This is a genomic window from Micromonospora sp. C31 (assembly GCF_018070575.1).
Classification (GTDB): Bacteria; Actinomycetota; Actinomycetes; order Mycobacteriales; family Micromonosporaceae; genus Micromonospora.
In genome coordinates, this window is record NZ_JAGPXN010000017.1 from 116347 (window position 1) to 137063 (window position 20717).

General features: G+C 72.7%; 23 protein-coding genes and 1 pseudogene. 16 read left to right on the plus strand and 8 right to left on the minus strand.

The window, feature by feature from the left end; genetic code table 11:
- Positions 1–97: 97 nt before the first annotated feature.
- The 3 genes from corA to KBX06_RS21440 form a co-directional block, all read right to left on the minus strand.
- Positions 98–1246 (minus strand): magnesium/cobalt transporter CorA, encoded by a 1149-nt coding sequence (gene corA, locus KBX06_RS21430; RefSeq protein ID WP_210837945.1) that lies wholly within the window; start codon positions 1244–1246, stop codon positions 98–100.
- A 356-nt stretch (positions 1247–1602) separates the two neighbouring features.
- Positions 1603–2697, minus strand: a complete 1095-nt coding sequence (locus KBX06_RS21435; RefSeq protein ID WP_210837881.1) for a PLP-dependent aminotransferase family protein — start codon at positions 2695–2697, stop codon at positions 1603–1605.
- Positions 2698–2803: 106 nt separating this feature from the next.
- Positions 2804–3262: an ester cyclase gene (locus tag KBX06_RS21440; protein ID WP_210837883.1), complete on the minus strand. Its 459-nt coding sequence runs from the start codon at positions 3260–3262 to the stop codon at positions 2804–2806.
- Between the two features lie 180 nt (positions 3263–3442).
- On the opposite strand from KBX06_RS21440, the gene KBX06_RS21445 reads away from it, so the two are divergent.
- From KBX06_RS21445 to KBX06_RS28540, 6 genes are all read left to right on the plus strand, one after another.
- Entirely contained in the window at positions 3443–3892 is a 450-nt protein-coding gene (locus KBX06_RS21445; protein ID WP_210837885.1) for an NUDIX domain-containing protein, read from the plus strand.
- Positions 3889–4659 carry a hypothetical protein gene (locus KBX06_RS21450; RefSeq protein ID WP_210837887.1) on the plus strand — a complete coding sequence of 257 codons (771 nt, stop codon included), beginning with the start codon at positions 3889–3891 and terminating at the stop codon, positions 4657–4659. Before KBX06_RS21445 ends, KBX06_RS21450 begins: the two co-directional genes overlap by 4 nt.
- A gap of 77 nt (positions 4660–4736) precedes the next feature.
- The gene (locus tag KBX06_RS21455; RefSeq protein ID WP_210837889.1) at positions 4737–5468 is read left to right on the plus strand and encodes a sugar phosphate nucleotidyltransferase; all 732 of its coding nucleotides are present in this window, start codon (positions 4737–4739) and stop codon (positions 5466–5468) included.
- Positions 5456–6523: an iron-containing alcohol dehydrogenase family protein gene (locus KBX06_RS21460; RefSeq protein ID WP_210837891.1), complete on the plus strand. Its 1068-nt coding sequence runs from the start codon at positions 5456–5458 to the stop codon at positions 6521–6523. The genes KBX06_RS21455 and KBX06_RS21460 overlap by 13 nt, the downstream gene beginning before the upstream one ends.
- Positions 6498–7220: a CDP-alcohol phosphatidyltransferase family protein gene (locus tag KBX06_RS21465; RefSeq protein WP_210837893.1), complete on the plus strand. Its 723-nt coding sequence runs from the start codon at positions 6498–6500 to the stop codon at positions 7218–7220. The genes KBX06_RS21460 and KBX06_RS21465 overlap by 26 nt, the downstream gene beginning before the upstream one ends.
- 325 nt (positions 7221–7545) lie before the next feature.
- Positions 7546–8013 carry a hypothetical protein gene (locus KBX06_RS28540; RefSeq protein ID WP_210837895.1) on the plus strand — a complete coding sequence of 156 codons (468 nt, stop codon included), beginning with the start codon at positions 7546–7548 and terminating at the stop codon, positions 8011–8013.
- Here KBX06_RS28540 and KBX06_RS21475 read toward each other — a convergent pair.
- The 3 genes from KBX06_RS21475 to KBX06_RS28755 form a co-directional block, all read right to left on the minus strand.
- Positions 8010–8192, minus strand: coding sequence for a DUF397 domain-containing protein (locus tag KBX06_RS21475; protein WP_210837897.1), 183 nt, complete (start codon positions 8190–8192; stop codon positions 8010–8012). The two genes, KBX06_RS28540 and KBX06_RS21475, sit on opposite strands and share 4 nt — an antisense overlap.
- A 14-nt stretch (positions 8193–8206) precedes the next feature.
- Positions 8207–9085 (minus strand): helix-turn-helix transcriptional regulator, encoded by an 879-nt coding sequence (locus KBX06_RS21480; RefSeq protein WP_307854709.1) that lies wholly within the window; start codon positions 9083–9085, stop codon positions 8207–8209.
- A 104-nt stretch (positions 9086–9189) separates the two neighbouring features.
- A complete protein-coding gene (locus tag KBX06_RS28755; protein WP_374225664.1) occupies positions 9190–9429 on the minus strand; it encodes a putative peptidoglycan-binding domain-containing protein in 240 nt (79 codons plus the stop codon).
- 17 nt (positions 9430–9446) lie between these two features.
- Between KBX06_RS28755 and KBX06_RS27995 the strand changes: the two genes are divergently transcribed.
- From KBX06_RS27995 to KBX06_RS28550, 3 genes and pseudogenes are all read left to right on the plus strand, one after another.
- Entirely contained in the window at positions 9447–9605 is a 159-nt protein-coding gene (locus KBX06_RS27995) for a hypothetical protein (protein WP_247686382.1), read from the plus strand.
- A 61-nt stretch (positions 9606–9666) separates the two neighbouring features.
- Positions 9667–9732 (plus strand): annotated as a pseudogene (locus tag KBX06_RS28545) (hypothetical protein); the annotation flags it as partial.
- Positions 9733–9988: 256 nt separating this feature from the next.
- On the plus strand, positions 9989–10780 hold the full coding sequence (locus KBX06_RS28550) for a hypothetical protein (protein WP_307854710.1): 792 nt from the start codon (positions 9989–9991) through the stop codon (positions 10778–10780).
- An 11-nt stretch (positions 10781–10791) separates the two neighbouring features.
- Here the strand turns inward: KBX06_RS28550 and KBX06_RS21495 are convergent, their stop codons facing one another.
- Together KBX06_RS21495 and KBX06_RS21500 are read right to left on the minus strand one after the other, a co-directional pair.
- A complete protein-coding gene (locus tag KBX06_RS21495; RefSeq protein ID WP_210837901.1) occupies positions 10792–10938 on the minus strand; it encodes a hypothetical protein in 147 nt (48 codons plus the stop codon).
- Between the two features lie 76 nt (positions 10939–11014).
- Positions 11015–12274 (minus strand): glycosyltransferase, encoded by a 1260-nt coding sequence (locus tag KBX06_RS21500; RefSeq protein ID WP_210837903.1) that lies wholly within the window; start codon positions 12272–12274, stop codon positions 11015–11017.
- A 136-nt stretch (positions 12275–12410) separates the two neighbouring features.
- Here KBX06_RS21500 and KBX06_RS21505 point away from each other — a divergent pair, with 136 nt between their 5' ends.
- From KBX06_RS21505 to KBX06_RS21535, 7 genes are all read left to right on the plus strand, one after another.
- Positions 12411–13271 carry an Fpg/Nei family DNA glycosylase gene (locus KBX06_RS21505; RefSeq protein ID WP_210837905.1) on the plus strand — a complete coding sequence of 287 codons (861 nt, stop codon included), beginning with the start codon at positions 12411–12413 and terminating at the stop codon, positions 13269–13271.
- Positions 13272–13536: 265 nt separating this feature from the next.
- The gene (locus KBX06_RS21510; protein WP_210837948.1) at positions 13537–15108 is read left to right on the plus strand and encodes a sugar transferase; all 1572 of its coding nucleotides are present in this window, start codon (positions 13537–13539) and stop codon (positions 15106–15108) included.
- Between the two features lie 38 nt (positions 15109–15146).
- Complete coding sequence (locus KBX06_RS21515; RefSeq protein WP_210837907.1) at positions 15147–16397, plus strand: sensor histidine kinase; 1251 nt, start codon at positions 15147–15149, stop codon at positions 16395–16397.
- A gap of 67 nt (positions 16398–16464) precedes the next feature.
- Positions 16465–17226: a LytTR family DNA-binding domain-containing protein gene (locus KBX06_RS21520; RefSeq protein WP_210837950.1), complete on the plus strand. Its 762-nt coding sequence runs from the start codon at positions 16465–16467 to the stop codon at positions 17224–17226.
- Positions 17227–17644: 418 nt separating this feature from the next.
- Positions 17645–18295 (plus strand): DUF5701 family protein, encoded by a 651-nt coding sequence (locus tag KBX06_RS21525; RefSeq protein WP_247686383.1) that lies wholly within the window; start codon positions 17645–17647, stop codon positions 18293–18295.
- A gap of 244 nt (positions 18296–18539) precedes the next feature.
- Positions 18540–19025, plus strand: coding sequence for a hypothetical protein (locus KBX06_RS21530; protein ID WP_247686413.1), 486 nt, complete (start codon positions 18540–18542; stop codon positions 19023–19025).
- 2 nt (positions 19026–19027) lie between these two features.
- Complete coding sequence (locus tag KBX06_RS21535) at positions 19028–20668, plus strand: cation acetate symporter (RefSeq protein ID WP_210837910.1); 1641 nt, start codon at positions 19028–19030, stop codon at positions 20666–20668.
- Positions 20669–20717: the final 49 nt, after the last annotated feature.

The window sequence follows — 20717 nt, forward strand, 5'->3', positions numbered from 1 at the left end:
TCCGGCGCGAGCCGCGGGGTCAGGCGGCGCCGGGTGCGGTGAGGACAGGCGACGGCGGGTCCTGCGTCCGGTGGGGCCGCGTGTCAGGCTCGGGCCGTCAGAGCCAGCCGTTGCGGCGGAACCAGCGGTAGAGGGCCAGCGAGATCGCGAGCATCAGGGCGAGCACGACGGGATAGCCGTACGTCATCCGCAGCTCCGGCATGACGTCGAAGTTCATCCCGTAGATGCCGGCGATGGCGGTCCAGACGGCGGCGATGGCGGCCCACGCCGCGATCTTGCGCATGTCGTTGTTCTGGTCGACCGTGACCTGGGCCAGCCGCGCCTGGAGGATCGAGTTGAGCAGGTCGTCGTAGGAGTTGACCTGCTCGACGGTGCGGCTGAGGTGGTCCTGCACGTCGCGGAAGTAGCGGCGGATCTCCTTCGGCACGTCGCGGTTGATCTGCGCGGTGAGGGTCAGCAGCGGGCGCTGCAACGGCATCACGGCCCGCTTGAACTCCACCAGTTCCCGCTTCATCTGGTAGATCCGCTGGATCCGGCCGCTGGTCTGGCGGTCGAACACGTCGGCCTCCAGGATGTCGAGGTCGTCCTCCAGCCGGTCGGCGACCTCCAGGTAGAGGTCCACCACCCGGTCGGTGACCGCGTACGCCACCGCCCACGGGCCGTGCAGCAGCAGGTCCTGCTTCGTCTCCAGGTCGGCCCGGACCTCCGCGAGCCGGCAGGCGTCGCCGTGCCGGACGCTGATCAGGAAGTTCGGGCCGATGAAGAGCATCACCTGGCCGGTCTCCACGACCTCGGAGTGCTCGGTCAGCTCCGCGTGCTCGCAGTAGCGGGCGGTGCGCAGCACCAGGAAGCTGACCTCGCCGAACTGCTCCAGCTTGGGGCGCTGCTGCGCCTTCACCGCGTCCTCGACGGCCAGTTCGTGCAGTCCGTACGTGGCGGCGATGGCGGTCATCTCGGCCAGCTCCGGCTCGTGCAGGCCGAGCCAGACGAAGCCGTTCTCCTCGCGGCGGGCCGCGGCGAGCGCCTCGGCGTACCGCCAGTCGCCGGGCTGCCGGCGGCCGTCCACGTAGAGCGCGCAGTCGACCACGGGGCTGCGCTGCGGGCCGGCCTGCGCGGAGGCCTGCTGCGGATGGTCGGCGTTGAGCCGGCGGGTCATCGCCCGCACCGGCGCCACCCAGTCCCGGGGCCTGAGGACCCGTCCGCCGTTCGGCGAGGTCGTCCGCCCCTGCTGCCCTCGGTCCGTCATCACGACCCCTCCCCGCGCGCTGCCGCGGGTGAACAGTACGCCGCCGTCGATGATCACCGCCGGTGACGATCGGCGGGAGGGTGGGGCCGGGTGGGCCGGGTCGCATCAGGGGGGTGAGGGGACGACGCGGCCCACCCGGCACCCTTTGGGGGGCGGGGGTTGTGCTGGTCGCGCCGCTGCACGTGCCGCCCGTCGGGCTGGCGGGAGCTCGTCGCCGGTGCGGTGGGGGCCGGCACCGGGCGGTGAGTTCCGCTACACGTGGTGAGTGGCGCTCGCAGCATTGTGGGCCGTGGGCCGCCCCGGCGGGAGACCCGGGGCTGCCCCGATCGCGCAACTGTCAGAAATCTGACAGAAATTCAGCCCCGTACGGCCGCCACGGCCTCCGCCAGGCGACGCACGCCCTCGTCGATCCGGTCGGCGGTCACCGCCGAGTACGCCAGCCGCAGCGCGTGCCGGCCGCCGTCGACGACGAAGTCGCTGCCCTTGACCACGGCCACCCCGCGCTCGGCGGCGGCCGGCGCGAGCCGGTCGACCGCCACGTCCTCGGGCAGCTCGACCCAGAGGAAGTAGCCGCCGTCGGGCTCCACGAAGCGGGCCTCCGGGATGTGCCGGCGCAGGGACTCGGCCAGCACCCGGGCCCGCTCGCCCAGCGCCGCGCGCACGGTCTCGATGGACCGGTCGATGTCGCCGGAGACGCAGAACTGGTGCACGATCGCCTCGGAGACCATGCCCGGCGAGATGTAGAGGCTCGTCGCCTTCTTCGCGATGTCGCCGATCAGGTCGGCCGGGCCGACCAGGTAGCCGACCCGTACGCCGGGGCAGACCGTCTTGGTGAAGCTGGAGGCGTGCACCACGACGCCGCGGGTGTCCAGCGAGAGCATCGACGGCAGCGCCTCGCCCCGGAACCGGATGTCGGCGTACGGGTCGTCCTCGAAGATCGTGAACTCGTACTCGGCGGCGAGGTCGAGCAGCTCCCGGCGCTTCTCCAGGCTCAGCGTCACGCCTGCCGGGTTCTGGTAGTTCGGGATGACGTGCGCCAGCCGGGGACGCACCCCCGACTCGAGCAGCTTGCGCAGTTCGGCGGTGTCGAGCCCGTCCGGCTGGATCGAGACGCCGTGCAGCTCGCTGCCCATCCGCTGAAGGTTGAGCAGCGTCCGGTCGTACGTCGGGCGCTCCACCACCACCGCGTCGCCGGGGCGGACCAGGTGGTCGAAGAGGAACGCGTCCGCCTGCAAGGAACCGTTGGTGATCAGCACCTGGTCGGCGGAGACCCCGTGCTTCTCGGCGATCCACCTACGCAGCGGAAGGTAGCCGACGGAGGTGCCGTAGGCGGTCACCCCGGCGGGATCGGCGTCGAACGCGCGGACGGCGGCGGCCTTCAGCCCCTCGACATCGACGATGTCCAGGGAGGGAGCGCCACGGGCGAAGGAGATCAGCTGCTCGGCGGTCATGGCTGTTCAGCGTACGGAAGGCGACGGGGTGCGTGCGCCAGGCACGGCGATGTCCGCATCCTGAGCCACCGGGACGGGTGACCGGCGTGGACCGGTCGGCGGCAGCTCAGACCGGAAGGCCGAGCGGGTCGTGCTGCGCTTCCCGGGAGAGCCCGTCCACGTGCAGGCCGAGCGCCGCGATGAGCTGCCCCCAGTCGAAGTAGGACCGCCAGGCCGCGATCCGGCCGCGGCGGACCCGGACGACGTCCACCACGTCCCAGCTCACCACCCGGCCGGTCGGCGCGACGGTGCCGAACGGGGTGTGCAGCACCCCGGTGTGGGTGCCGGTCAGCCGCTGCTCGACGGCCGCGCCGCCGGCCGTCTGCACCGACCCCAGCGGGTCGACGGCCAGGTCCGGGAAGGCCCCGGTCCAGGTGCGCAGCAGCGCGGGCAACTCGATCGGGCGCACCGTGACGCCGGGCATGGAGTAGAAGGCGTCGGCCGCGTAGAGGTCCGGCAGCCGGGCCACGTCCCGCCGCAGGAGCATCGCGTACTGCCGTTCGACCAGCCGATCCGCGCCACGCATGAGGACCTCCGTCGCGGATCACGGCCCGTCCGCGCCCGCACTGGATCCTTACCCGTCGATCGGCCCGCGACACCATCGCGCGTGCCGGCGTTCCGGCCGGCCCGGCCGTCGGGGCCGCCCACGGACCGGCGACGAGGCCGGGCGTCGCCGGATCGCGCCACCGCTCGCTACTGTCGTGGCGTGTCCACCGAGCCTCTACGCTGCGCCGGCGCGCTGATCGTCGACGACGAGAGTCGACTCTTCGTCCAGCGACGATCTCCCCAGCGGCGCATCTTTCCCAACTGCTGGGACATCGTCGGCGGCCACCTGGAACCGGGTGAGGACTGGATGGACGCGCTGCGCCGGGAGGTGACCGAGGAGACCGGCTGGGCGGTGTCGCACGTGCTCGGCCACGTCGGGGAATACCGCTACGTCGCCGACGACGGCCTGGCGCGCGTCGAGCGCGACTGGCTGGTCCGGGTCGACGGCGACCTGGCCCGGCCGACGTTGGAGGCGGGCAGGCACACCGAGTTCCGTTGGCTCGCCGCCGACGAGCTCGACCTGCTCGACGAGCACCGCGACGTCGACGACGGCCTCATCCGGCGGATCGCGGCCGAAGGCTTCGCCGCCCTGCGTTCGATCGGTCTGTGAACGACACCGTCGAGCTGGCGCCGCACCGGTTCGCCGGCCTGGTCGCCCCGGCGGTCGACCGGGCGTTCGTCGCCGGCATCCTCGCCGGCCGCGACGGCGGCGGCGCCGAGCTGAGCCAGCGGTACGGCGGGCCGGCGGCCACCGGCTTCCTGCTGGAGTTCCGCACCCGCCTCGCGGCGCCGGGCGGGACGGTCGACGAGGCCGGCTTCGCGGCGGTCACCCGCTACCGGGACCCGGTCGAGTGCCGGCGGGCCCTGGACAAGCAGGTGGCGTACGGCACGATCCACCGCAGCACCGAGGGCGGGCTCACCGCCACCGAGCGGGGGCTGGCCTTCCTCGCCGAGATCTGGCAGGTGCACGCCGAGGTCACCGAGGAGCTCTGGGCGGGGCACGAGGACCGGGTGCTGCGGCTGGTGGAGGCGTTCGGCCGGGTACTCGACTGCGCGCTGGTGCTGGCCGACGGGCAGGGCGCCGAGGCCGGGGCGGCGTTCGCCGCGACGGCGCCGCCGTACGAGCCGGACGGCACCCCGCCCGGCGTGCTGCTGCTGAACCGGCTCGGCACGATGCGCTACCACCGGGCCGACGCGCACGCCGCCGCGTGGACGGCCGCCGGGCACGACGCGGCGAGCGCCACCGCCCTGCCGCCCGGCCCGGAGCAGCTCGCCATCGAACTGGAGACCGACCGGCGGGCCGCCGCCCCGTACGCCGTGCTGACCGCCGGGGAGCGGCTGGGGGTGCTGGCGGACCTGGCGGCGCTGCCCGGCTGACCCGGTTGGCCGCAGTGGTGCCGCCACGGGGCTATCCTCCAGCGGTGACCGGGAGTCGTACGAGGGAGGACGCCTCAATGATCGGGATGGTGCTCGCAGCCGGGGCGGGGCGTCGGCTGCGCCCGTACACCGACACCCTGCCCAAGGCGTTGGTGCCGGTGGACGGTGACACCACCATCCTGGACATCTCGCTGCGCAACCTGGCCGAGGTGGGGCTCACCGACGTCGTGATCGTGGTCGGCTACGCCGCCGACGCGGTCGTCGCCCGCCAGGCGGAGCTGGAGAAGAAGTACGGCGTCACGCTGACCCTGGTGCACAACGACAAGGCCGAGGAGTGGAACAACGCCTACTCGCTCTGGCTGGCGCGGGAGCACTTCGCCCGGGGCGTGCTGCTGGTCAACGGTGACACCGTGCACCCGGTGAGCGTGGAGAAGACCCTGCTGGCCCAGCGTGGCCCGGGCATCCTGCTCGCCGTCGACACCCTCAAGCCGCTGGCCGAGGAGGAGATGAAGACCACCTTCGACGCCGCCGGCCAGCTCACCCGGATCACCAAGCTGATGGACCCGGGCGAGGCGTACGGGGAGTACATCGGCGCGACGCTGATCGAGCCGCAGGTGGCCGACGCCCTCGCCGACGCGCTGGAGGCGACGTGGCGGCGCGACCCGAACCTCTACTACGAGGACGGCTACCAGGAGTTCGCCGAGCGGGGTGGCGAGGTGCGGGCGGCGCCGATCGGCGACGTCTCCTGGGTCGAGGTCGACAACCACGCCGACCTGGCCCGGGCGCGGGAGATCGCGTGCCGCTACTAGCCCGTACGGTCAACACCCCGCTCGTGATCGAGGTCCGGCGGGGTGCGGTGGCCGATCTCGGGCCGCTGCTGGCCGACCGGCGGCTCTCGGCCGGCGGGGACGTGGCCGTCGTGGTCGGCCCCGGTCAGGGTGAGCGGATCGCCGAGCTGTGCCGGCCGTCGCTCGGCGCGGCCGACGTCTTCACGGTCGTCGGCGGCACCATCGACGCGGCGAACGACCTCGGTGACCGGCTGCGCCGCCGCCACTACGACGCCGTGGTGGGCATCGGCGGCGGCAAGACCATCGACACCGCCAAGTATGCGGCGACCCGCTACGGGATCCCGATGGTGACGGTGGCGACCAGCCTGGCGAACGACGGGATCGCCTCCCCGACCGCCTCGCTGGACCACGAGGGCGGCAAGGGCTCCTACGGGGTGCACATCCCGATCGCGGTCATCGTCGACCTCGACTTCGTGGAGAACGGCCCGGACCGGCAGACCCAGGCCGGCATCGGCGACGCGGTGAGCAACCTGAACGCCTGCGCCGACTGGGAGCTGGCCCACGAGGTACGCGGCGAACCCATCGACGGGCTCGCGGTGACCCTGGCCAGGACGGGCGCCGAGGCGCTGCTCAACCACCCGGGCAAGATCACCGACGACGGCTTCCTCACCACGCTGGCCGAGGCGCTGATCCTGGGCGGCATCGCCAGCTCGGTGTGCGGGTCGACGCGCCCCGCCAGTGGCGGCGACCACGAGATCTCGCACGCGATCGACCGGCTCCACCCCGGCACCGCCGCGCACGGGGAGCAGGTGGGGCTCGGCGCCCTCTTCTGCACGTTCCTGCGCGGAGACACCGAGCGGTTCGGTCGGCTCGCGAGCTGCCTGCACCGGCACGGTCTCGCCACCACCCCGGCCGACCTGCGCCTGACCGACGAGCAGTTCGTCGATGCCGTGCAGTTCGCGCCCCGGACCCGGCCGGACCGCTACACGATCCTCGAACACCTGGCGATGTCGCCTACCGAGACGCGGGAGCGGCTGGCAGACTACGCCGGTGCAATCCGCGACCACCTTGGCTGAGCCCCGTCCCACCGTCGCCGACTTCCACCGGGTGAACCGGGGCGGCGGCCTGTTCAGCGAATCGATCAGCCAGTGGCTGGGCGCGGTCTTCGCGCTCGTCGCCCAGCGCCTCGGGCTGCGCCCGACCGCGCTGACCATCGCCAACCTGGTGCTCGGCCTGGCCACCTCGGTCACCGTGGTCGTGCTCGCCGGGCGGGTGGCCGCCGGCGACGTGCCGGCCTGGGCGGTCGGGCTGCTCGCGCTGGTCGGCTGGCAGGTGGCGTACGCCCTGGACTGCGCCGACGGCCAGCTCGCCCGGGTGACGGGGCAGGGCAGCGCGGCGGGCGCCCGGGTCGACGTGCTCGCCGACGTGGCCGCCCAGATCGCCCTGGTGGCCGCGCTGGCGGCGACGGCGGTGGCGCAGGAGCCGTCGACGCCGAGCTGGCTGGTCGCGGTGTTCGCCGGCACCTGGATGGTCAACCTGGTCACGTCGGTGATGCAGGCCGGCCCGAACGCCGCCAGCATGGTCACCTCGACCTCGCTGCCCGTACGCCTCGTGAAGCTGGTCCGCGACTACGGCGCGGTGATCTTCGCCGCCGGCCTGGTGCTGGCCTTCGCCCCGGGCCTGGTCCTCTGGGTGATCGTGGCGTTCACGATCGTCAACGGCGGCTTCCTGCTCGCCAGCATCGCGTTCTCCGCCCGCGCCTCGCTGCGCTGAGGTGTGACGCCGGGGCGGCCTGCCCCTCTTCGCCCCTGCGCCGGGGTGGCCTGCGCCGGGGCGGCCTACCCCTCTTCGGCCCCTGTCGAGCTGCCCCGTCTGTGCGACCGCCCGAGCGGCATGCCCTCACTTGCCGGGACCACGACTGACCGCGCGTGAGATCTTGGCAGGAGAGAGCCCCGGGAAGGGCACTCGCCTACCAAGATCTCCGGCCGTCCCAAAGAGTAGAACGGGATTCTCGGAAGGTGGCAGGATTCGGGGAGGGGCGGCGGTCAACGGTTTGGAGCACCTGCCCCGAGGCCACGACAGAAGCGATCATGTCAGCGTGAAGCAGTACCGGGACGCTGATGATCCGCTCGACGGCGCCGACGTCGTACTCATCGGACTGTTCTCGGCCAAGGAGAAGCAGTACGAGGTCCGACTCGACGAGCTTGCCGCCCTGGCCGAGGCCCGCGGCAGCCGGGTGGTGGGTCGGTACGTTCAGCGCCGGGGCGCTTCCGACCGGTGGCAGGGGCGCCCAGGAGGGGCTGCCCGGATGTCCCAACCCTTCTCCCGCCGGACACTGCTGACACACGGAAAGGTCCGGGAGATCGCCGAGGCGTGCCGGACGGCACAAGTCGACGCCGCGATCTTCGTGAACGCCCTGACACAACTACAGCGGAGGGTCCTGGCCGACATCCTCGGCTGCGCCATATTCAGCGGCGACGACCTCACCGCCATGGCAGGAACGAGGAGCGGCGGGCCACGACGGGTGTCGGCCGCCGACGACCCCGACCACGAACGGCAGCGCTAGCTGCGCTTCAAGGAGTCGATGAACGCACGCCAGCCCCGAGCGTCGAAGGCCAGCGCGGGGCCGGCCTTGTCCTTGCTGTCCCGGACCGCCACCCCGTCGCAGAGGTCGGCCACCTCGACGCACTGGCTGTTGGCGTCGCTGCGACTGCTCTTGCGCCACACCGCGCGTGACCGATCCATTGCCGCGCCTCTCCCTACGTCATGTCCTTGGCGATGGCGGCGATCAGGTCGCGGGACTTGTTGACGCTGAGAGCTGCCGCGTGCAGGTGAGTGTAGGCAAGCGTAACGCGCCGCAAGTCATCCTCGCGTTCGAGATAGGTGTCTCCCGCCTGGCTGATCACGTACACGACTGGGCTGTGGATGTCCTCGGGGAACTCCAGGATCGAGAAGGAGCCCACCGTGCCGGGGTGCCACCCCTCACTGAACGGCAGTACCTGAAGCTCGATGTTCGGCCGGTCGCTCATCTCGATGAGGTGGCGGAGTTGGGCGCGCATGATGTCCGGGCCGCCGGTCCGACGACGCAGCACGCCCTCGTCCACGATTCCCCAGAACTTCAGGGCCGGCTCTTCAGTCAGGCAAGCCTGCCTGGTCATGCGCACCTCGACCCGGCGGCGTGCTTCCTCGCTCTGGCCCGGCCACGCGGCGTTGGTGATCGCGTAGGCGTACGCCTCGGTCTGGAGCAACCCTGGCACGACGGCCAGCTCGAAGTTCCGCACTGCGGTCGCTGCGGATTCCAGCCCGATGTACATGCTGTAGGGGTTCGGTAGTTGTCCGAACTTCGCCCACCAACCGCGTTCCTTGCCCTGGCGCTGAAGGTCGAGGGCGGTTTGCCGTACCCGGTCGTCGCCAACGCCGTAGCGGGTGAGCATCACGATCACGTCGGCCCGACTGACGCCGACCGCCCCTGATTCGATCTTGTAGATCTTCGACTCCGAGCAGCCCAGCTCAGTCGCAATCTCCTTGTGTGAGACGCCGGCCGCCTCGCGGAGCCTGTGCAGCTCCCGGCCGAGTTGCCAGCGCGCAATCGTCGGGCCGCTTGCCCTCGCCACGTCTACCTCCAGGGTGGTGAACACGGCCAGTGTTCTCCTCTCCACTTCGGAGATCAAGGAACGTAGAGCGAAGCTTCGCCCTCCATGGATACCTTCCATGGAACTATAGACTTATCGCATTTGCCTTGTCACTCTCTGGTTGGAAGCCGATACATCTTGGAGGCCTCATGGCTCGGCATGCGAAGAACCCGACCGATCGCGGTCTGCTGCGGCGGCTCTGGCCGTTCCCGCGCCGCCGCCAGTGCCCGCTCGACCGCCTGGGCCCGGCGACGAACTACCCGGAGCACGCGGGCGCCTACCGCGCCATCGGCGTGGCACGGGTGACCTACCTGCCGCAACGGCCGTTGCCGAGCCGCGCCGGGGAGCACCGAGCGGGATGCTGGTCATGACTGCCGATCGCGAGGATCGGGGCGAGCAGATCCAGGCGGCGGAGCGGGAGGCCGCGCGGCAGCGGATCCTCGCGCAGGCCGAAGCGGACCGGGTACCGGCGGAGGACACCACCCGGGCGGTGCCGGATCGGCGGTGGCGGCGTGGACAGCAGTGACCTGCTGCCGGTTGGGCGGCGGGTGGCGTACTGGCGGGGGCGGCGGAGGCTTTCGCAACAGGTGCTCGCCGACCGGCTCGGCAAGTCGAAGTCCTGGGTCGACAAGGTCGAGCGGGGTGTCCGGTCGCTGGACAAGGTGTCGACGTTGCGGGACATCGCCGCTGTCCTACGGATCGACACCGCCGTGTTGCTCGGCCACGACGTTCGACCCGCCGCGGTGGCCGACCGGGTCGAGGGGGTGGAGGGAGTTCGGGAGGCCCTTTCGGCGTACGAAAGTGTCCGTTGGCCGCCCGGCGGCCCGCCGCCTTGTGTCGCCGGCCGACCGGTTGGCCCGGGACGTCGAGCACGCCTGGGTGATGTTTCAGCACGCCCGATATCCGCAGGTGATCGCCGTTCTGCCGGGCCTGCTGGCCGGTGTGCAGCGGGTCGTCGCCGACGATCCCGGGTGGGGTCGCCCGCTGCTGGTGGACGCGTACCGGGTGACCGCGTCGCTGCTGGTGAAGCTCGGCGAGGTCGAGCTGGGCTGGTTGGCCGCAGACCGGGCCGTGGCTGCCGCGACCGGCGATCCGGTGCTGGTGGCCGCCGCTGCGGTGCAGCTCGGCCAGGTGTTCCGCGCCTCGGGGCGGGCCCGGGCGGCTCTTACGACGACGCTGGCCGCCGCGTACCGGATCGCCCCGCCTGATCCGGCGGACGGCACCCCCGGCGCGTTGTCGTTGTGCGGGACGTCGCTCGTGCAGGCCGGCCTGGCGGCGGCCCGCCGGGGCGACGACCACGCCACCGCCGAGCTCCTCGACGAGGCCGCCGGCATGGCCGCCCGGGTGGGAGACGGCCACGACCATCACCGGATCGCGTTCGGGCCGACAGCGGTCGACCTGGCCCGTGCCGCCGCGGCCCTCGACCTGGACGACGCGAGCGAGGCGGTTGCCTGGCACGAGAAGACGATCAAGCGGGACACCTGGCGGTGGCTACCGGTCGAACACCGGGCAGCGCACCTCATCGAGGCCGCCCGCGCCTACGAGCAGTCCGGTGACGCCATCAGCGCGGGCCGCGTGCTGGTCGACGCCCACCGGATGGCACCGGCTGAGGTACGAGACCGGCCGGCCACCCGCCAGCCACGCGCCCCTCAAGATCGTCTGTCGGTGACCCGGGTCCCGGCTACGCACAAGGCCGGGTGAGCAGCAAATGATCAAGGAACCCGGCAGGCGCAGACGGTGCTGGTCGCCCTCGGGGGTGAGCTGAGCTGACCGCGCCGTTCCTGTCGTCGGATCACGATCATCAACTCCGTGCGGCCGGCGATCAGCGTGATCAGGGCGAACGAGTCCAGGTAGATCACCGCTCATCGTCCTCGCGGTCGCTCAGCAGCAGATCCAGCGAGATCCTACCTACAGAGAGTCTTGACGGGCGGATCGTCAGTGGCTGCGCGTCACACCCGCGTACACGTCGATGAGTCGCTTGGTGACCACGTCGGGGTGGAAGGTGCGTTCGTAGCGCAGCCGGGCAGCCTGCGCGATCGCCGCTGCCCCGCCTGCGGCCACCGGCAGGGCGGCGGCCATGGCGGCCGGCTCCGGGGGCACCACCCAGCCCGCCTCGCCCGCCGTCACGCCGGTGGGCAGCGCCACGCGGCCCTCCCCCGGCGCGGCCGTGGCGACGGCGGCCGGGCCGGTGCCGGCGGGTTCGCGCGGGCCGTCCGCACCGAGCAGGTACGGGATGCCACCGAGGGCGGTGCCGAGCACCGGGCGGCCGGCCGCGAGCGCCTCGATGATCACCGTGGGCAGTACGTCGTGCCAGGTGGAGGCCGCGATGATCACCGCGCTGGCCTCGATCGCGGCGCGTACCCCGGCACGGTCCAGCGGGCCGAGGTAGGTCACGTCGGCGCGCTCCGCGGCGGCGGCCTCGGCCAGCGGGCGCAGCTCGCCGTCCCCGGCGATGCGCAGCGGGCCGAGGGAGCCGTCCGGGTGCCGCCGCCAGGCGTCCAGCAGCAGGGCCAGCCCCTTCTCCGGGGAGAGCCGGGCCATGTAGAGGAAGCCGTCGCCGAGCGGCGCGGGCGCCCCCGGATCGGGGATGCCGTTGGGCTTCACCACGATCCGTTCCGCCGGGATGCCGTAGTCGCGCAGGTGGTCGGCGACCGCCGAGGTGAGCGCCACGAACCGGTCCACCGAGCGCCAGGTGCCCCGGTGCACGGCCAGCGTGGTCGCCATCAAAGCGCTCTGCGCCCGCGAGCCCCGGTAGCAGCGGTGCACGATCGCCGGCACGCCCAGCGTCCGGCCCCGGCAGTCCTGGCAGATCATCCCGTCCCGGAAGTAGAGCCCCGAGGAGCAGACCTGGCGGTAGTTGTGCACCGTCTGCACCACCGGCACGCCGTGCCGGTGCGCGGTCCGCACGATCCAGGGCGAGATCAGGGGGTACGGGTTGTGCAGGTGCAGCACCTCCGGCCGGTGCTCGGTGATGAGCCGGCTCAGCTCCTCCTGCGCGCGGGGCGCCCAGATCGGCGAGATCGGCAGCAGCGCCTTGGCCGACTTCGACATCGACGGGATCTCGTCCGAGCTACGGAGGAACGGCAGCACCTCCACCCCGGCCGCGGTGAGCTGGGCGATCTCCGCGTCGACGATCGTGTTCTCGCCGGAGGGCTGGGCCTCCCGGTACCGGTTGTGCGCCACCACGATTCTCACTGAGCTCGCCTTTCGTTCGCGGCCGTGCCGGACTCTGCTCGCGACTGCGGGGCTCGCAAGCTCACTCCTCGCACTCGCGGCAGGGACTCGCAAGCTCATTCCTCGCGCTCACGGCAAAGAAGGCTACCGTTGGCTGGTGCCCGAACTACCGGAGGTTGAGGCGCTCGCGGGCCACCTGCGCGAGCGCGCGGTCCGGCGGCGCGTCGACCGGTTGGAGGTCGCCGCGATCAGCGCCCTGAAGACGTACGACCCGGCGCCGACCGCCGCCGCCGGGCGGACCGTGACGGACGCCCGGCGGCACGGCAAGTTCCTCGACGTGGTGCTCGACGGCGACCTGCACGTGGTGGTCCACCTGGCCCGGGCGGGCTGGCTGCACTACCGGGAGGCGTTCGCGTCCGCCGCCCCGCTGCGCCCCGGCAAGGGACCGATCGCGCTGCGGGCCCGCCTCGACGACGGCTCGGGCTTCGACCTGACCGAGGCCGGCACCCAGAAGAGCCTCGCCGTCTACCTGGTGGCCGACCCGGCGGAGGTGCCCGGGGTGGCCCGGCTCGGCCCCGACGCCCTCGCCGCCGACCCGGCCACCTTCGCCGAGCGGATGCGCAGCCGTAAGGGCCAGGTCAAGGGGGTGCTCACCGACCAGACGGTGCTGGCCGGGGTCGGCAACGCGTACTCCGACGAGATCCTGCACGCGGCGAAGCTGTCGCCGTTCGCGCTGACCCACCGGCTGACCGACGGGCAACTGGCGACCCTGCACGCGGCGACGCGGGAGGTGCTCGGCGACGCGGTGCGCCGGTCGGTCGGGCAGAAGGCGGCCGAACTGAAGGGCGAGAAGCGCTCGGGGCTGAAGGTGCACGCCCGCACGGGGCAGCCCTGCCCGGTCTGCGGGGACACCGTCCGCGAGGTCTCGTTCGCCGATTCCAGCCTCCAGTACTGCGCGACCTGCCAGACCGGCGGCAAGCCGCTCGCTGACCGTCGGCTGTCGCGGCTCGTACGGTGAGTGACGACACTGCCGAGTACGGAACGGAATCGGCCGTCCCGCGTCGAAGGTCTGAGTTGCGGCTCTACCGGGTCCGTCATCCATCGGTATAGTGGCCCGGTCCCCGGCTTCTGAAATGGCGCGGAGCCGGCCAGACCCCCGGCGGTACCGCACCGGGCGCATTGTCCCTCGGGTCAGCGCACGGGTCGGCAACCGCATGGGAGACTGGGACGGTGGGCGACCGGGCCCTCACGGCGAGTGAGCGGCGCGTGTCATGCGGGAGGACATGGGTGAGGTGACGACAAGCCTCCAGCGCCCGGTAACCAACACAGGCCGGAGCAAACTCGTGCGGCACGTCGACAGCTTCGAGATCCAGCCGCCGGCACCGCCGTCCCACAACGGCGTACCCCGGTCGGCGTGGGCTCGGGCCCGCCGTCGCGTGTCCCGCTGGCACCGGCCCTACATCACCCTCCTGCTGCTGCTCGACTTCGCAGCCGCCGCGGTGGCCAGCCTGATCGCCATCGAGACGTTCGACCAGTCGCGGGCGGGCTTCTACAACGCCGAAGAGGACCCGACGTGGTTCCACACGGTGGCGTTCGTGCTCCTGCCGCTCGGCTGGCTCGTCAGCCTCTGGGCCAACCGGGCGTACGACCGGCGCTACCTCGGCCTGGGCCCGGACGAGTACAAGCGGGTGATCCGGGCCGGCGTGGCCGTCGCCGCGACGGTGTCCTTCCTCGCCTTCGCCACCAAGACCGACCTGTCCCGCTACACGGTCGGCACCGCCCTGCTCGCGGCGCTGCTGCTCATCCTGCTGAACCGGATCCTCTGCCGCTTCGTGCTGCACGTGGTCCGGCGCAACATCAGCCAGGCCGGTCACCGGATGGTGCTGATCGGCACCCTGCCGGAGTGCCTGGAGGTCTACACCGCCGTCACCCGCAACCCGGCCGCCGGGCTGATGCCGGTCGCCATCCACATCACCGACGGCTACGCGGCCGCCAAGGGCATCGAGACCCCGGTCCCCGTGTACGCGGGCCGCGACGTCCTCGCCCTGGTCCGGGAGGTCGGCGGCGACACGATCGCGGTCTGCGGCTCGGCGAGTTCGGAGCCGGGTGAGCTGCGCCGGCTGGCCTGGCAGCTCGAGGGTTCCGGGGTCGACCTGGTCGTCGCCCCGCAGCTCACCGACATCGCCGGCCCCCGGGTGCACATCCGCCCGATCGAGGGCCTGCCGCTGCTGCACGTCGAGGAGCCGACCCTCTCCGGGCCGGCGCTGCTGGCCAAGAACCTGATGGACCGGGTGGCCGCCGGGCTCGGCCTGCTGATGCTGTCCCCGGTCTTCCTGGCCATCGCGATCGCGATCCGCCTCTCCGACCCGGGCCCGGTGTTCTTCCGTCAGCCCCGGGTGGGCCACGAGGGCCGCACCTTCCGGGTCTGGAAGTTCCGCACCATGTACGTGGACGCGGAGGACCGGCTGGCCAGCCTGGTCGACCGGAACGAGACCGACGGCATGCTGTTCAAGATGAAGCAGGATCCCCGGGTCTTCCCGGTGGGCCGCTTCCTGCGCGCCTCGTCGCTGGACGAGCTGCCGCAGCTGATCAACGTGCTGAAGGGCGAGATGTCGCTGGTCGGGCCGCGCCCGCTGCCCGCCGACGACGGTGACTTCCTCGGCGACGTACGCCGCCGGCTGCTGGTCCGGCCGGGCATGACCGGGCTGTGGCAGGTCTCCGGCCGCTCCGACCTGTCCTGGGACGAGGCGGTCCGGCTGGATCTCTACTACGTCGACAACTGGTCGCTGGCGTACGACCTGAGCATCCTGTGGCGCACCGTCGGGGTGGTGCTCGCCCGCAAGGGCGCGTACTGACCCTTGGCGTGCGGGCCGGCAGGGGCCAGGATCGCTGCGTGGGTGGCAACCTCTCGGGCGTCCTCGGCGTCGTCTCGCTGCTCGCCGCGCTGGGAGCGGCCCTGTTCGCGGTGCTCCGGCTGCGCGCGCGGCGGGGCATCGCCACGGCCACCCAGCGGGCCACGTACGAGGTGCTGCACACCGCCGGGCTGGCCGCCGAGCCGCTACGTGCGGGCCTGAGCGCCGCGAACGCGGCGAAGGCCGTACGCCATCTGCGGGCGCTGGTGGGAGCGGCCGGGCTGGCGCTGACGGACCGGGAGAGCCTGCTCGCCCTCGACGGGCGGGGCGGGCACCACGACGCGCAGCTGGTCGCGGCGGCCCGGCGGGCGGTGGCGACGGGCCGCTCGACCGTCCTCGGCGAGCCGGAGCTGCGTTGCGACCGGGTGGACTGCCCGCTGCGCGGCGCGGTCGTCGCCCCGCTGACCGGCGCGGACGGGCGCCGGGTCGGGGCGCTGGTCGCGGTCGCCGCCGGTCAGCCGGAGCCGGGCCTGGTGCAGGCCACCCTGGAGACGGCGCACTGGGCCGGCAACCAGCTCGCCCTGGCCGAGCTGGACTCGTCGCGGGAGCGGCTGGCGCGCGCCGAGGTACTCGCCCTGCGCGCGCAGATCAGCCCGCACTTCATCTACAACGCGCTGACCGCGATCGGCTCGTTCGTCCGCACCGACCCGGACCGGGCCCGCGAGCTGATCCTGGAGTTCGCCGAGTTCACCCGGTACTCGTTCCGCGCGCACGGCGAGTTCACCACGCTGGCCGAGGAGCTGCGCTCGATCGACCGCTACCTGACCATCGAGCGGGCCCGCTTCGGCGACCGGCTCCAGGTGCGCCTCCAGATCGCCCCCGAGGTGCTGCCCGTGACGCTGCCCTTCCTGTGCCTGCAACCGCTGGTGGAGAACGCCGTCCGGCACGGGTTGTCCCGCAAGCCGGGCACGGGCATGGTGAGCATCGAGGCTCGGGACGCGGGCACCGAGTGCCACATCACCGTGGAGGACGACGGAGTGGGGATGGATCCGACCACGCTGACCGCCGGCATCGCCGAGCTGGCCGGCGCCGCCGGGGACCCGGGCGACGCCGCGCTGGCCGGCGTCGGAGACGACCCGGGCCAGCACGTCGGGCTCTCCAACGTCGACGAGCGGCTCCGGTCGGTCTTCGGCGACGGCTTCGGCCTCGTCGTCGAGACGGGCCTCGGCTCGGGTACGAAGGTGAGCATGCGGGTGCCGAAGTTCCACCCCGGCGTACGAGCCGGCTCGTGAGCGCGAGGAGTCAGCCGGGTCTGCCAGCCCCGCAGCCGCGAACCGAGATGGCCCGGTGAGCGGCGTGGTGAGCGCGGCGGGGTTCCTGCGGGTGCTGGCGGTCGACGACGAGCCGCCGGCGCTGGACGAGTTGGCGTACCACCTGCGGGCCGATCCCCGGGTGGCCCGGCTGCACACGGCGGCCGACGCGACGGAGGCGCTGCGGGTGCTCCGCGACGGCGACGTGGACGTGGTCTTCCTCGACATCCGGATGCCCGGCCTGGACGGCATGGAGCTGGCCCGGGTGCTGCGCCGCTTCGCCCGGCCACCGGCGATCGTCTTCGTGACCGCGTACGACGACGGGGCCGTGGACGCGTTCGACCTGGGCGCCACCGACTACGTCCGCAAGCCCGTACGCGCCGAACGGCTCGCCGAGTCCCTGCGCCGGGTGATCGGCGCCCGGGTGGTGCCGTCGCACCCGGCGGCGCTGGCCCGCGCGGAGGAGGATCCGACCATCCCCATCGAGCTGGCCGGCACGACGCGGATGCTGCCCCGCTCGGCGGTGCGGTGGGTGGAGGCGCAGGGCGACTACGCGCGGCTGCACACCGCCGACGGCTCGCACCTGGTCCGGGTGTCGCTGGCGACGCTCGCGGAGCGCTGGGCGGACGCCGGGTTCGTCCGGATCCACCGCTCGTACCTGGTGCAACTCAGGCTGATCGCGGAGCTGCGGCTGGTCAACTCCGGCTACGTCGTGGTGATCGACGCGGCGGAGCTGCCGGTCAGCCGTCGGCACACCCGGGAGCTGAAGGACAAGCTGGTCCGCGCGGCGAAGCAGGACTGGAACCGCTGATCTGCCGCCCTGACCCTTCACCGGCCTGACCCTGCGCCGGCCTGACCTTCACCGGCCTGGCCTGCGCCGGCTGGCCCTGCCGTTCTCGCCCTCTACCGGCCTGGCCTGCGCCGTTCCCCTTCTACGGGCCTGGCCCGTGTCGCCGCGATGCTTGCCGGCTCCGGAGGCAGGGCATCGCCCGCTTGGCGCTGTCGAGCTGCCCCGTGCGTAGGACCAGAGGCTCGGGCGCCTCCTGTTGGCGCTGCCGAGCTGCCCCATGCGTGAGACCAGACGCTCGGGCGCCTCCTGGTCCCATGGACGGGGCAGCTCGACAGCGTGTGGGGACCTGGTAGATCGTCCCCAGAATTCCTCGCCGATCGGGAATGGACACTTCCTGGCGTACGCTGTACGGTACATCGTACGACAACTGGAGGCCGCCTTGATCGACGCCGCGACCGAATTCGACCGCCAGCTCGACCGGCTCGTGGAGCTGGGCTATCCGGCCCTGGCCGAGCTGACCGAGGGCGCCTTCCGTGACCTGGTCGCGCCGCTGCGCGCGGCGGCCGTCACCGGGTCGACCGGCCTGCCCGCACCGACCGAGGGCCGGGTGCCCTTCCTGCTGGTGATCACCCGTGACCTGGTGCCGGTCGAGGAGCGCGTCGCGCTGACCACGCTGGCCGGCAAGCGGAAGCCCGGGATCGTCGACCGGCACTACGCCGAGGGCGACCTGCCGAAGTTCCACCCGATCAAGGAGCTGGAGGTGCCCGCCGGCCCGGCGTACCTGCTCTTCGACGTCGACCGGGGCGAGGAGACGCTGAACCTGGCGCCCGCCGCCGCCATGGAGGTGATCACCGGCCAGGACCGGCTGCCGCTCACCATCGACGAGGGGCTCACCTTCGTCACGCTGTACCCGGAGGCGCTGGCGAAGAACAAGTGCTTCTCGCTGGTCGGCTCCCGCTGCGGCGACAAGCGGGTGCCGGCGATCTGGATCAGCCAGAACGCGCCGAAGCTCGGCTGGTGCTGGTACGGCAACCCGCACACCTGGCTCGGCTCCGCCTCCGCCCGCCCGGAGCGCGTCGGGCTGGGCTGACGGTCACGGGCGCCCGGGAGGCGGGTCCCGGGCGCCGCACCCACAGAGTTATCCACAGGCGTGAACGGTTCTCCACAGGTTGTCCACAGCCCGTGTGGAGACTCCCCCGGCCGGTTCCGTGGCGGGCGCGACGCCTACGGGAGCCCCTTGACAATCGCGGCGATCGGGCGAGACTGCCGGGGTGGCCGCTGCCGACGATCCCGTCCGGGCGCCCCGGACGAGCCGGCCCGGGGCGCCGGAGCGGATGAGCCGGCCCGCCGAACGGGCGGGTTCAGGCCGCGCCGCCGAACGGGCGGGCACAGGCCGGCCCGCCGAACGGGCGCGGACGGATCGGCCCGCCGCCCCGGTACAGGCCGCGATCCCCCAGCCCCGGGCGCGGATCGTGCTGGCCGAGGTGTCCCGCCGCGAGGACCGGGCGGAGCGCACCCGTGCCGAGCTGGCCGAGCAGACCCGGGTCGGCGACGCGCTCGTCCGGGGGCTGGTCCGGGCCCAGTTCGCGCTGGCCCTGCGGCTGTCGCTGGTGGTGGCGATCGGGCTCGGCGGGCTGCCGTGGCTCTTCGCCGTCGCGCCCGCCGTCGGCCGGGTCACCGTGCTCGGCGTCAACCTGCCCTGGCTGCTGCTCGGGGTGGTGTCGTTCCCGTTCCTGATCGCCGTCGGCTGGGCGTACGTGCGCCTGGCCGAGCGCAACGAGCAGGACTTCACCGACCTGGTCCAGCGGCCGGAGCGCTGAGGGTGGGCAACGGCTTCGTCGTACCGGCGATCGTGGCGGTCACCCTGGTCACCGTCGGCATCGGCTTCTACGGGCTGCGGCTGGCGCGGACCACCTCCGACTTCCTGGTCGCCTCGCGGGCCATCAGCCCCACCTGGAACGCCGCCGCGATCGGCGGGGAGTACCTGTCGGCGGCGAGCTTCCTGGGGGTCGCCGGGCTGATCCTCAAGTACGGCGTCGACGTGCTCTGGTACCCCGTCGGCTTCGCCGCCGGGTACCTCGCCCTGCTGCTGTTCGTGGCCGCGCCGCTGCGCCGCTCCGGCGCGTTCACCCTGCCGGACTTCTGCGAGCTGCGGCTCGGGTCGCATCGACTGCGCATCCTGGCCACCACCTTCGTGATCTTCATCGGCTGGCTCTACCTGGTGCCGCAGCTCCAGGGGGCGGGACTGACGCTGGCCACGGTGACCGGCTCGCCGTACCCGTTGGGAGCCCTGCTGGTGGCCGTGGTGGTCACCGCGAACGTCGCGCTCGGCGGCATGCGCGCGATCACCTTCGTCCAGGCCTTCCAGTACTGGCTGAAGCTGACCGCGCTGGCCGTACCGGCGATCTTCCTGGCGTTGCAGTGGCAGGCCGACGCCCGGCCGGCGGTGACCCCGCCCGACGGGCCGGCGTTCCGGACCGCGACCACCGTCGTGGTCGAGCACCACGCGACCCTCACCCTCCCCGACGGTCGGATCGTCGAGGTACGCCCCGGCGACGAACTGTCCTTCGCCGCCGGCGAACCGGTGCCGGAGGTCTCCGGGGTGGCCACGGACGCCGCCGACTGGCTGCTGCCCAGCACCGCCGGGGACGACGACCGGGGCCTGTTCGCCACCTACTCGCTGATCCTGGCGACGTTCCTCGGCACCATGGGGCTGCCGCACGTGCTGGTCCGCTTCTACACCAATCCGGACGGCGCCGCCGCCCGCCGCACCACGCTGGTGGTGCTGGCCCTGGTCGGGGCGTTCTACCTGCTGCCCACGATCTACGGGGTGCTCGGCCGGATCTACACCCCGCAACTGCTGGTGACCGGGCAGACCGACGCGGTGGTGGTGCTGCTGCCCGGCGCCGCGCTCGGCGACGGCACCACCGGTCGGCTGCTCGCCGCGCTGGTCGCGGCCGGCGCGTTCGCCGCCTTCCTCTCCACCTCGTCGGGGCTGCTCACCAGCGTCGCGGGCGTGATCTCGACAGACGTGCTGGGGCGGGGCTCGGTACGCGGTTTCCGCCTCGCCACGGTGATCGCCGGGGCCGTGCCGGCGGTCCTCGCGCTCAACCTCGCCGGCCTGGACGTGTCGCAGGTGGTCGGGCTGGCCTTCGCGGTCGCCGCGTCCAGCTTCTGCCCCCTGCTGGTGCTCGGCATCTGGTGGCGGGGCCTGACCGACCTGGGCGCCGCCGCCGGAATCCTGGTCGGCGGCGGCGCCGCGGTCGGGTCCGTGCTGATCACGGTGCTCGGTCCGCCGCTGTCCGGCTGGCCCGCGACGCTCACCGCGCAGCCGGCCGCCTGGACGGTGCCGCTCGCCTTCGCCGTGATGGTGACGGTCTCGGTGGCGACCCGCCGCCGGGCACCGACCGACGTCGGGGCCACCATGCTGCGCCTGCACGCCCCGGAGGCGCTGCGCCTGTAAGGAAGGGCACCTTATTAACGCCTGCGGTAGAGGAAGGGCCCCTTCCTTA